The sequence below is a fragment of the Massilia niastensis DSM 21313 genome (genome assembly GCF_000382345.1).
In the GTDB taxonomy this organism is placed as follows: Bacteria; Pseudomonadota; Gammaproteobacteria; order Burkholderiales; family Burkholderiaceae_D; genus Telluria; species Telluria niastensis.
In genome coordinates this window covers 1-10,736 of sequence record NZ_KB908176.1, presented here as the reverse complement: position 1 = coordinate 10,736, position 10,736 = coordinate 1, and the positions used below count along the sequence as shown (strand labels likewise).

Sequence of the window (10,736 nt, the reverse complement as noted above, 5' to 3'; positions counted from 1 at the left end):
GACCGGGGTCGAGATGGAAGCGCTCACTGCGGTGCAGGTCGGCCTGCTGACCATCTACGACATGTGCAAGGCGGTGGACCGCGGCATGGTCATGACCAATGTGCGGGTGCTGGAAAAGCATGGCGGCAAGAGCGGCGACTGGACGGCTGATCTTGATAAGTGATTGATCCGACAGGAAAAACACTTGTCAGTAGCTTGACCATGACCTGAATTTACCGTATAGCCGCCTAGCAGCGCCAGCCCAACCTAGAGCGAAGAAAACTGGTTCTTGTCCCACGCTTGTCCCAATAGGAAGGCGTATGGCATCAATCAGGCAACGATCAGGCAAGTGGCAAGCCCGTGTACGACGCAAGGGCTATCCGGACGAGGTAGCCTCGTTCAAGACCAAGACGGAAGCCCAGACATGGGCGCGTAGCATTGAGTCCGCAATGGACCAAGGATCGCATCAGAGCATCCAGTCTGCGAAAGACCTCCTGCTTGCGGACGTACTACAGCGGTATATGAACGAGGTAACGCCCTCGAAACGAGGTGCGCAACGCGAAACCGAAGGCATCCAGTTCATGCTTCGCCAGAAGATCGCAAGCTACAGCATGGCGAACCTGACTCCAGCAGTTATCGCTGGCTATCGCGATGAGCGGCTGAAAACGGTTGGTGCAGGAACGATCATCCGAGAGCTAAGCATCCTTTCGGGCATCATTAGCCACGCTCGGAAAGAATGGGGCCTCCCAACTGCGAACCCCTGTGCGCTTGTTCGCAAGCCTCCAACGCCACCGGGACGAACGAGACTGCTGACCAAAGAGGAAGAGGCAAGGCTGCTTGATGAACTCAAACCAGTCCGCCGTAGAAGTCCTTGGATGGTTCCGCTGGTAATGCTGGCGCTGGCCTCCGCAATGCGACGCGGAGAGCTACTATCGCTGCGATGGGAGAACATTAATCTTGAGGCTCAGACGGCACACCTTCCCCTTACCAAGAACGGTACAGCGCGAACCGTCCCGCTCTCCAAGAAAGCTGTAACGATACTGGAAGGGCTACCGAACTGCGGAACAGCCGGGCCAGTCTTCCCGATCTCTCACATGACGATGCACAATTGTTTTGTGGATGCTTGCCGCCGCGCCGGGATCACCAATCTACGTTTCCACGATCTCCGGCACACAGCCACGAGCCACTTGGCCGAGAAGCTACCCAATGTCATCGAACTTGCGGCGGTAACTGGCCACCAGACCATACAGATGCTCAAAAGGTACTACCACCCGAAAGCAGAAGCTATGGCACAAAAGCTCGGTTAGCACAGGACCGCAGAACGGGGCAAATCAATGATCTATTGCCCCGTCGGCAGCAAGTCTCTTACAGGGCCATAGAGCGACAAACGAGCAAAGACAGGCGCCACTTCACCCAAGAACCCGATAACGCACTACAGCCCTTTTAGCGGGTTTACCGAGCTACAGTGGGCAATCGTCTATTCGGTCGATAGTAACGAGCGTTTTAGCTTAACAAAAGCGCTAGTTCGCGGTGCTCTCCCATTCTGAAAAACCCCCGCTTTTGTGAGTATTGGCAATACACGAATTTCACTGCTGCAACCCCACCTGTACAAGACCCAGACCACCCTTTGGATTTTATACGCACAAAATCAATCCAGCGTCAAGTTTTTTTGACTCAGCAGTAAACCTGTGCGAGAATGCTGTTTCCGAGGCCAGCGACAGCTAACTGTTGCCACTCCTCGCATCAACTGCGGACTGCTTCCCAACAATGGACAGTCCGCTTTTTTTTACCCCAACGGAACTTGCTATGTACAAGACGACCGAAGCCGCTCGCGGCACTTTTGTAAAGGAATCACATGACCCCTACTGCCTTGCCCCTCCAACACGGTGAATACCCACCTTTTCTGCCTTCCAACTTCTACGAGGCTCCGCAGTACAGCGCGTATGCGCCTCCATCACCAGCAGCACCAGTAGTACCGGCAGCGCCAGCACCAAAACGGCGAGCCAGTAAGGCTTCCCCTAAGTCACCAGCCAAACCTGGGCGTAGGGGGCGTCCACCGATCATCCACACCAATGCACTGAAGCCTTACTTGCAAAGCTTTAGCTCACCAGGGCATGCCCTTGCGAAGCTTCCTCGTCTTGGTAGCATCGCTACCGGAGCAGTCAGTTTGGACTACGGCAAGAATGCAAAGCCGCTAGGCATCAAGACGGCCCTTGTTCTGCTTCGCAACTTGGATGTTATCTCAACCGAGTCCATCCTAAAGTACATGCGATTGTTGTCGCGCCCATGTACCGAACGTCATGCGCAGCGCCTAGGTCAATGCATACGCATCATCGAGCGAGCAGCGCGTACAGCGAAAAGTGAATGGCCTGAACCCAGTCACGTCGATGCGGCGGATTCGTACACGACAGTGCACAGTATCGTGCCGTGCAGCGAGCAAGGCTGTTCGATATGTAGGCCGTCGGCAGAGGTCGAGCAAGCTTGGAGCTTGGCGGTAGTAGAGCAGAATGAATCGACAGGTACCTTCGCGACAGTGGGCTTTGACGCGACCAACAAAGACGGTTGGGCTGACTTGGAAGATGATCTGTTCGCTTCTGATTAAACGACACATATAAAAGCCGTGCGTGAGCGAGGCTAGTGTACCTCCAGAGTTGATACCAGTCTGGAAGTCCTAGCCTGCCTTGTGAGGCCCCGCAAAAGAGATAGGGGTGGCGTCCACCATCATTTCAGGATGATGGTTGGATTATGGTCCGATTAAACGACACATATAAAAGCCGTGCGTGAGCGAGGCTGGCGTACAACCACTTCATTGATTGGTGCCATAGGCACGGAACTTAATTGGTGCCATAGGCACGGAAATTAGATTCTGGCCTACGGCCAAGCGGGACGAAGCCAAGGGCCTAGAAAGGCACAGTACTCTCATTCCCCTATTGGCCCGCTCCTCGGGCCTATGTTCGTGCCAGTGGCACCCTACCATCTAGCGCGATGAGCGCAGAATATATCGTTCTGGCCTATGGCCCGAGTCTGTGACGCCGAATGTGCGAATTACTCTCCTGTCCCTTCTCGCACGATTCTCGTGCTACTTCAAAGTGCCAAGGGCATAGTGCTATCCATCGGCACAGCTATGTTGAGTACTTGTCCCTATGGGACTTAACAGAACGGTGCCATTGGCACAGATATAGGCCCGGGTTATCGGGCCAATAGAAAGAGCAGAAAAGACGACTGAGGAGCCTATGGCTTGGTCGTATGCCAGAGTCGATGCGGAATGTCCCTATGGGACTTAGAAGAACGGTGCCATTGGCACAAGCATAGGCCCGCATACGCGGCCAGCCAGAAATACAACGATAAGAATGCCCTTCGCATGGTTAGGGTGCAGACCAGACTAAGATGTTTGATTCTCGCGCTCAATGATGTTACATACGTGCGACCTAGGACAGTCTGCTACCACCACGTTAGCCCAACATCAAGGATGCTCTACCGTTGCTTTCGCTTCAGCTTTTGAGTAAGTAAGCCTGCGACTCCCAAGAGGAGAAGCGAGAACGCCGAAGGCTCAGGGACAGAGGTCGCTACATCACCGTCACGCACCAGCCAAGCACCAAAATGATTGAAGATGCTGTTCCTATCGGTTGCTCCTGAGAAACCGTGGTTCATATCGAAAATCGAAGTATACCCATTGCGGTCGATGTCGCCCGTCCAAAAAATTGTGGTGTTGCCAAACAAAAATGGACTTTTATTAAGCAAGCCATAGGGTGCACGATTGTAAACTCCATCTATGTAAGCACCTTGATTGCCTAGGCTGTAATAGAACATCACTGCCAACTCCGAATGGCGGTCTTCGTGGACGGCAGGACCAGTGCCTTGCCTCGGGAGTCGCCAGTCATCGTAGCCACCATACGTTAGCCCTTCAGCAAACCGCATAGCCTCGTTCCAAGTCAGATGACCATTTTGATCTACGCTTGGCTGAGTACGCCCCCACTCATCCCGCAGCAACTCTCCTTGTAACCCGATGGTACGAGCATAGTTAACATCTTGCAACCAAGTGAGGTTTGTAGCGTCATCGTAGATCATCCCATTCCCACGATCTATAAGCGCAGCGCTTGCATGCATCGATAGGGCAAGTGCACAGACTGCACTAGCGCACTGAAGAAAAGAAGTGTGCATGACGAGGCTTGGAAGTAGGAAAAGAAGTTCATATTGCCAGATCGCTAACTTAAAGTCAATTTTTACAACTTTCGCTATCGACAGCGGTGAAACAGGGTCGTTGTATTCTGACGCATTATTTCCTACTGACACGCAATGGACTAGTATCGTCCGAAGTCGAGTAGTTTGGCAGATAAGAGGAGATACAATGTCTCAGTACAACTTCACGGTTGGACAGAAGTACAAACGAGAGCAGGTCAGCCAGCAGGCCGGGGATGGCGGCGACATTACCGGCAACTGGGCAACTGGTTACCCACACAAGGACGGGGTAACGTTCATCTTTGCTAACGTCGGCAACCCCGGACAGACTGGGCACGATTACGATAACTATTTCGATGGTCCTGACCTCATCTGGCGTGGAAGGACTGGTAGCACCCGACATCAGCCGTCCATTCGGCGGATGACAGCTTCTGGGGCTGAAACCCACGTTTTCTGGCGGACCGGTGGACGTGACCTGTTCACCTACGCTGGGCTGGGTGAGGCGCTGAACATCACAGACGAGGTTCCAGTCCGAGTTCGTTGGCGGTTGAACAGCCCTAGCACTGTCGTATCCACGCCAGCAGCAATTCAACGATTGCCAGCCTCAGATCTGAACAAGGTTCGTCCAGAGCACATCTTCGAAGCGGTACAACTGCTCCTGTCGGGTTATAGCGATCATCCGTTTGCCCTGTCCACGGACTATGACGTTCTGACCGAGGAAGGTCACCGTTTACCGCCCAAAGCAGTGTTCGGAATCGCTGCTACGCAAGCGCTCGACATCGAGGTTGGACCTTATCACTTTACTGCCGGTATCTCATCTCCATGCTTCCGCATCATTCAGGAGGCCGGATATCGAATCATCCCTAAGGATGGGCAAGCTCTCGAAGTTCCGTTGCCCGATCTAGAAGACGAGTCTTGGACAGAAGGCAGTGCAAAGCTGGTCACTCACAAGAAGCGGGAGCGTTCGCCCGCTGCGGCCAAAGCCAAGAAAAGCCAATTCAAAGCCAAGCATGGGAAGCTGTTCTGCGAAAAGTGCAACCTAGACCCGGTTGCCCACTTCGGAACTACACAGGCTGAGGCCTGCATTGAAGTCCACCACAAGGATGTTCAAGTACAGCATATGGGACTTGACCACGTTACGACCCTTGGGTCTTTACAGTGTCTATGTGCCAACTGTCATCGCCTAGAACACGCGATTCTAAGAGCAATGTTGCGTAATGAGAAAGATTCCCCTACTGTCGTGTCGTAGCCAAACAATTTCATTGAGGCATCATTAGTTTCTTGCTAAGATTACAAAGAATAACTGATGGAGATCTCATGGAAGCGAAATATTCTTATTATGACTATGAAAAGAGCATTGAACGTATTGACGAAATCTTAAACTCTTCAGATGCCAGTTATGAAGACAGGAATTCGATCCCTTCCCGCGATTTGTTGACGTTCACCAATGGCTACTACGTTGATGCATCGGTGATATTCATCGACATGCGTGGGTCAAAGGTTTTAGCCGAGAAGCACACCCGTCCAGTATTGGCGAAGATGTATCGCACTTTCATCTCAGAGCTGGTTGCCGTCTTACGCGGCGATTCGAATGTATTTGAGATATACATCGAAGGCGATGCGGTCTGGGGGGTATTTGACACGCCAACAAAAAACGATATTGACAGGGTGTTCTCCACTGCCGCTCAGGCATCGTCTCTGGTTGACATTCTCAACATCAAACTCAATCGAAGAAATTACACTCCGGTCGGAGTTGGAATTGGACTTGCTTACGGCCAGTCTCTTTTGATTAAAGCTGGCTATCGTACCTCTGGAGTCAACGAAGTTGTTTGGATCGGCAAGGTCGTCGGAGAGGCAGCCAAGCTGTGCGACCTTGGTGGCCGGTTATGGACGAACCGCACGTTTGTGTCGAACGTTTTCTACGACAACCTCAACGAATCGAACCGGAAGCTTCTGAACAAAGACTGGACAAACAATTGCTACTCTGGCTACATCGTTAATACAACCATGAACGAGTGGGTCAACAAGAATGGATAAAACGGAGTTCGTAACCTCCGCTATTGCAGACACACAGTCAACGATTCGTGCTTATCGACGTATAAGGTTAAATTTAGCAATTTCTACGGAAAGCAACCAAAATGGTTAGCTATGTTAGAGCAGGCCGGTGGTACATAGCACGTACTGATTTTACAGGCCTGAATTGTTGCCGCAACTTTGGCGGTCTCTTTTTGAGGCGGTTCAGTTATCGCGAACTTTGAAGCGATATAGATGAGGATGCCCAGCAGAAGCCATAGCAGAGAAAGCTTCAAACCCCAGTCAAGTCGGAATAATTTAAGATCGCGGATATATGCCAGTTTCATTTGCTCGAATACGAGCGCAGCTTCAACGTCCGCATCTTGAGGTAAGTTATTATGAACGTCAGCTAGTGCATCTATGCTAAGTAAATTCTTCGGTGTAGCGATAGCATGAATTCGCGAGAATTTAAACTGTGCCGGGAGGAAGAAAGCACTATTCGCCCCCTGCGCCCCTTTGATATAAGCAGCCGGATTCCCTGCCGCAGCAATGGCGCGCACTAACGAGACAAAAGCTGCCACCCAAGTCAACAGAAAAAGTATGACGACGAGGATCGCAGGCCAACGAATTGACCACTCAGTGAAGTGAGCCAAATGCTTGAAGACTCGATGCAGATTTTGCAAAGGGGCCAGCAGGCACACGACTAATGCCGCCACTTTCACATCAACTGCACGAATCGTTGCCTGCATGTCCGCTATTGATCCAGCGAGAAAAGCCGCACGGTCATTCATTGTCCACTACCCATTTCTGCATCGCTCTATTATGGAAATTCCCCATATAGCATTCACGGGAACTACTCCAGACAAATAGATTCTTGTAAGTACCATCCAACATTTCATAAACCCGTTTCGACGCCATCACTGTTTTATCAGATTCGGTGGCGTTACCAAACCCGCACATCTTTGCCGCAGAGCCAACCGATCGACCAATCCAAACCACCTCGTTGATACTACTTCCTTTGTAGCCAGCCTTAATATAAAGCGACTCGCCGTCTTCAATGCCAACGCCTATTTTTATCTCCGAATACGCACGCCGCTTGAGCTTGACGTTCAAAACATCTGCGAGCGATTTAACTCTTGCAGCAGTATCGACAACGCTTTGTACTTCGGGTTTTGTAGTGGTATTAAAAACAGCCCACACGCCATCGCCTTCTATATAAACTTCGTTAATGCAGCTGTTATCTTTCAAAACCGCTACCATCTCAGAAATGTATGCGCGATATACTTTTGCAAGAACAGGGCGAGTATGTTTTTCCGCTAATTTCTTGGAGCCACGCATATCGATAAACATAACAGTAACATCTACGTAAAAACCGTTCGTGAATGTCAAATTATCTCGCGAGGGAATACCCTTATGATCTTCGTAACTGGCGTCTTCTCCAGCAAGAATCTCGTCCATTCGTTCCCGGCTCTTTTCGAAATCGTAGTATGAATACGTAGCTTGCATTGCTATTCCCCAATGTGTTGCTTAATTTTACATTATCTTGCTTGCTGGCCACCAAGTTTTTCGTTGTTTCGACCACTAAACGGTCGTATAATCATCACAACAACACTTCAGCCGGAGCCAAATTGTGAACAAGCCAGCCATTGCTTTAGTAAGGGTCTCGACCTCTGAACAGGGCAAGTCTGGTCTTGGCTTGGCCGCACAGGAAGCAGCTATCCGCACCTTCGCTGCTGCTGAAGGTTTTGATGTGATGGAAGTAGTGTCAGAAGTCACAAGCGGTAAGCTGGGCGTCGATGACCGTGAAGGCCTTCGCTCTGCTCTTGCCAAAGCTAAGAAGCTCCGTTGTCCTGTCATCGTTGCGAAGCTGGACCGCCTGAGCCGTGACGTAGCGTTCATCTCGGGCCTCATGTCGCGTGGTGTCCCGTTCATCGTCTCTGAACTGGGGGCAGACGTTGACCCCTTCGTGCTCCACATGTATGCGGCACTGGGCGAAAAGGAACGCAAGATGATCGGTGCACGCACCAAGTCTGCACTGGCCGCTCTGAAGGCTCGAGGCGTTCCACTTGGCAACCGTACTAACCTCGCAGAAGCACAGGCTAAGGGGCAAGCTACGAACGCTGCCAAAGCCGCAGAGTTCGCCGCTAGGGTGCTGCCGACGATCCAGCAGTTGAAGAACCAACACATGACCCTTGACCAGATCGCCGCCACACTGACCAACCGTGGCATTAGCACTGCGAACGGCGGCGTGTGGAATAAGTCAACAATCTCCCGCCTCCTGAAAGCCGCCTAAGCGCCCTCTACGCTGCGATTATCGGGAGAATGACACCCAACCTCATTCGTACTGGTGGCAACTCAAAGTCTGCTATCCATGCCGGAAAACTATCCTCTAGATATTTTATTTTAGCAACACAATAGCCATGTTTGGCGGTTATGGTGTTCAGCAGCGCACTCGACCTTGCAGATATTCCGGCCAGCGCCAGCCGAACACCAGCCAAGCAATGAATCCCCAAAAAAATTTTAGTTTTTTAATAGCAGCAATGCAGGATCTTGCGTCGCTGCGCAGGCGTCAGCATACGAAACGCGGTCTGTGCATCCACTCCATGCGTCTGCAAGTAAGGCTCCGAAATTATCGTGTGGTGCTGCGCTCTTCACACCACCTAACGCGTCGGCTTTCAACCTTGCACTCACCACTTGAAACGTATTACCGGAACAGTAATGAGGTGAGAAATTTGCATCTGGATTAATTCAATTGGATGGAGGAGTTTCGCCTGTTGCCAACCAGCGTCCACACCCTCCAGTTGAGGCATTGTTTGGAGACCATCCGGCAACAGGGAGAGCACAAACCGGAAGCCGCGAAACTCAAAAAGTCCGCCCAAGACTCGGTCCTCGCGCAACAACGGCGCGAACATAACGGTGTCATGGGAAGCTATCATCATGCCCGCATGAGCAGCCCCATACATTCCGCTTGCCCCGTCGAATGGAATTTCTCCAAAGCAAATCTGAACAAGGTCGAGAGGGACGACTCCTTTTTCTAGGCCATGAACTCCGATGAAATAATCACGACCAAGTGAAAGATTTAAGAGCGTCTTTAGGAACCACCGTTCGAGCAATCTAGCATTAACGACCGTAGGCGGCCTCGCAATGCGAGCGAGTGGTGAGGTATTGGGACGAATATTTTCTCTTCTGCACCATTCACGGATTGCGTCAAACAGCGCACTGGCCTCCTTATCAAGGGGAGAAAGGCCGTTATTATGCGTTTGACATAAAATCTTCGCCGTTAAGGATTCGATGCCTACTGTACGTGCCGTTCCTTTGCACCAAGGAAACCCCTCGACGGATATCGCTGACGACTTGAAAAGAGACTTTGATATGTAGTGTTCGCGTGAGATTCCGCCATTGCAGTTCCCCATACTTCCAGCCCAACAAGTTGGCATTCCAATTCCAATTATTAACGTTGAGAATCCTTATGCGATCTGGCATGCTATCTAATGCAACCCTGCCTTTCACATGGCCTTTATTTGAAGCGCGATTTGCTTCACATCTGAGATGCGACATTCCATAAGGAAATTAAAAGTTCCAATCAGAAAGAATTTCGCTCCTGCCAACTCCTTAGCCGAAGTGAACCGGTAAAGCTTTTTCAACTCTGAAAAAATTGACTGGGGTATACGAATATCAACTTTTTCATCACCTCGGTTCAGAAAAGCAATTGAAGTTAGCTCACGAAAAGAGGATGCTTCACCCCAAACACCAATTAGGCGATCAATATGTTGCGGGCCTAACTGAAGGAACGGCACAAAAAATTCAGAGGCGACGGTTTCCACTTTTCCAACAACAATCTTTTTTGAAGAGGTAGCAAATTCAGGATGTACAAGAAGCTCTTGCAGTATGGCACCTGCACCACGTCGTGTCGGGATTTCACCGACTTCATTTCCTTGAGACAATGATGTTCGACGAGGAGAGCGTCCTTCCTTCGTTCTGTGCAACTCGTCCGAAGCTTCGCTACTGCCCCCGACCACGATTACAATAGCGTTCGCTTTGACTAAGGCGGCGTCGCTTCCACTGGCACCTTGATACGCCTCGTTACAGTCATCAGTATGGTTCTTTGACGCAAAGTAGGCCGCTTGATGCGGCGATCCTCTGTTGAGATAGGCTTGAGCCTTGCAATCAACGCAGCTAAACTGTGTCCGCAGTCCCGCAAACGCGTCATCGGATTGTTCGGCTGCCCATTCGGCCTCAACAGGCTTGCCGTTCAGCAATGCGTGTTTCATTATTTTGCTCAAGTATTAGAGAACGCTTGCAGTGTAGAGGCTTCGCTGTGTTGCTGCAAACGATAACATCCGATACCAGAAGTACTACCGGTTGCTCCTTGATGAGTAAGCCCGTAAACTTGTACGTAGACAGGGGGAATCCTGTCCCAAATTTGTCCCACTTGTGGGCCAAGAACTGTTTTCTTAGTGACGCCGCCAGCAGCGTGCACTGCCGCGCCCAGGTCGAGACCATCGGCAAGACCGGGGTCGAGATGGAAGCGCTCACTGCGGTGCAGGTCGGCCTGCTGACCATCT

General features: G+C 51.1%; 10 protein-coding genes and 1 pseudogene. 6 read left to right on the top strand and 5 right to left on the bottom strand.

Going from position 1 to position 10,736, the window contains the following annotated elements:
* Both H162_RS33725 and H162_RS0128860 read left to right on the top strand, forming a co-directional pair.
* Positions 1 to 163, top strand: a 163-nt coding sequence (locus H162_RS33725; protein WP_307188095.1) for a cyclic pyranopterin monophosphate synthase MoaC, incomplete at its 5' end; no start/stop codon positions are given.
* Positions 164 to 299: 136 nt separating this feature from the next.
* Positions 300 to 1,286: a tyrosine-type recombinase/integrase gene (locus H162_RS0128860; RefSeq protein WP_026355241.1), complete on the top strand. Its 987-nt coding sequence runs from the start codon at positions 300 to 302 to the stop codon at positions 1,284 to 1,286.
* 2,167 nt (positions 1,287 to 3,453) lie between these two features.
* On the opposite strand, the gene H162_RS33720 is transcribed toward H162_RS0128860, so the two are convergent.
* Positions 3,454 to 4,047, bottom strand: a complete 594-nt coding sequence (locus tag H162_RS33720) for an Lcl domain-containing protein (RefSeq protein ID WP_169444599.1) — start codon at positions 4,045 to 4,047, stop codon at positions 3,454 to 3,456.
* Between the two features lie 280 nt (positions 4,048 to 4,327).
* Between H162_RS33720 and H162_RS34585 the strand changes: the two genes are divergently transcribed.
* Both H162_RS34585 and H162_RS0128855 read left to right on the top strand, forming a co-directional pair.
* Positions 4,328 to 5,407, top strand: a complete 1,080-nt coding sequence (locus H162_RS34585; RefSeq protein WP_156885864.1) for an HNH endonuclease — start codon at positions 4,328 to 4,330, stop codon at positions 5,405 to 5,407.
* A gap of 68 nt (positions 5,408 to 5,475) precedes the next feature.
* Positions 5,476 to 6,195, top strand: coding sequence for an adenylate/guanylate cyclase domain-containing protein (locus H162_RS0128855; RefSeq protein WP_020656953.1), 720 nt, complete (start codon positions 5,476 to 5,478; stop codon positions 6,193 to 6,195).
* 83 nt (positions 6,196 to 6,278) lie between these two features.
* Here the strand turns inward: H162_RS0128855 and H162_RS34580 are convergent, their stop codons facing one another.
* A complete protein-coding gene (locus H162_RS34580) occupies positions 6,279 to 6,962 on the bottom strand; it encodes a hypothetical protein (RefSeq protein ID WP_156885863.1) in 684 nt (227 codons plus the stop codon).
* Positions 6,955 to 7,629, bottom strand: coding sequence for an adenylate/guanylate cyclase domain-containing protein (locus H162_RS33715; RefSeq protein ID WP_229452323.1), 675 nt, complete (start codon positions 7,627 to 7,629; stop codon positions 6,955 to 6,957). Before H162_RS33715 ends, H162_RS34580 begins: the two co-directional genes overlap by 8 nt.
* Before the next feature lie 172 nt (positions 7,630 to 7,801).
* Here H162_RS33715 and H162_RS0128850 point away from each other — a divergent pair, with 172 nt between their 5' ends.
* Entirely contained in the window at positions 7,802 to 8,464 is a 663-nt protein-coding gene (locus H162_RS0128850) for a recombinase family protein (protein ID WP_211223761.1), read from the top strand.
* Between the two features lie 394 nt (positions 8,465 to 8,858).
* Here H162_RS0128850 and H162_RS34575 read toward each other — a convergent pair whose 3' ends face one another.
* Both H162_RS34575 and H162_RS34570 read right to left on the bottom strand, forming a co-directional pair.
* Positions 8,859 to 9,608, bottom strand: coding sequence for a hypothetical protein (locus H162_RS34575; protein WP_156885862.1), 750 nt, complete (start codon positions 9,606 to 9,608; stop codon positions 8,859 to 8,861).
* Positions 9,609 to 9,677: 69 nt separating this feature from the next.
* Positions 9,678 to 10,442 (bottom strand): hypothetical protein, encoded by a 765-nt coding sequence (locus tag H162_RS34570; protein WP_156885861.1) that lies wholly within the window; start codon positions 10,440 to 10,442, stop codon positions 9,678 to 9,680.
* Positions 10,443 to 10,621: 179 nt separating this feature from the next.
* On the opposite strand from H162_RS34570, the pseudogene H162_RS34565 reads away from it, so the two are divergent.
* Positions 10,622 to 10,736 (top strand): annotated as a pseudogene (locus H162_RS34565) (cyclic pyranopterin monophosphate synthase MoaC); the annotation flags it as partial.

Bases quoted from the DNA above. Each gene is read 5' to 3' on its own strand.
- H162_RS34570 (WP_156885861.1), bottom strand. From the start codon at position 10,442: ATGAAACACGCATTGCTGAACGGCAAGCCTGTTGAGGCCGAATGGGCA.
- H162_RS0128855 (WP_020656953.1), top strand. From the start codon at position 5,476: ATGGAAGCGAAATATTCTTATTATGACTATGAAAAGAGCATTGAACGT.
- H162_RS0128860 (WP_026355241.1), top strand. From the start codon at position 300: ATGGCATCAATCAGGCAACGATCAGGCAAGTGGCAAGCCCGTGTACGA.
- H162_RS33720 (WP_169444599.1), bottom strand. From the start codon at position 4,047: ATGATCTACGATGACGCTACAAACCTCACTTGGTTGCAAGATGTTAAC.
- H162_RS34575 (WP_156885862.1), bottom strand. From the start codon at position 9,608: ATGCCAACTTGTTGGGCTGGAAGTATGGGGAACTGCAATGGCGGAATC.
- H162_RS33715 (WP_229452323.1), bottom strand. From the start codon at position 7,629: ATGGACGAGATTCTTGCTGGAGAAGACGCCAGTTACGAAGATCATAAG.
- H162_RS34585 (WP_156885864.1), top strand. From the start codon at position 4,328: ATGTCTCAGTACAACTTCACGGTTGGACAGAAGTACAAACGAGAGCAG.
- H162_RS34580 (WP_156885863.1), bottom strand. From the start codon at position 6,962: ATGAATGACCGTGCGGCTTTTCTCGCTGGATCAATAGCGGACATGCAG.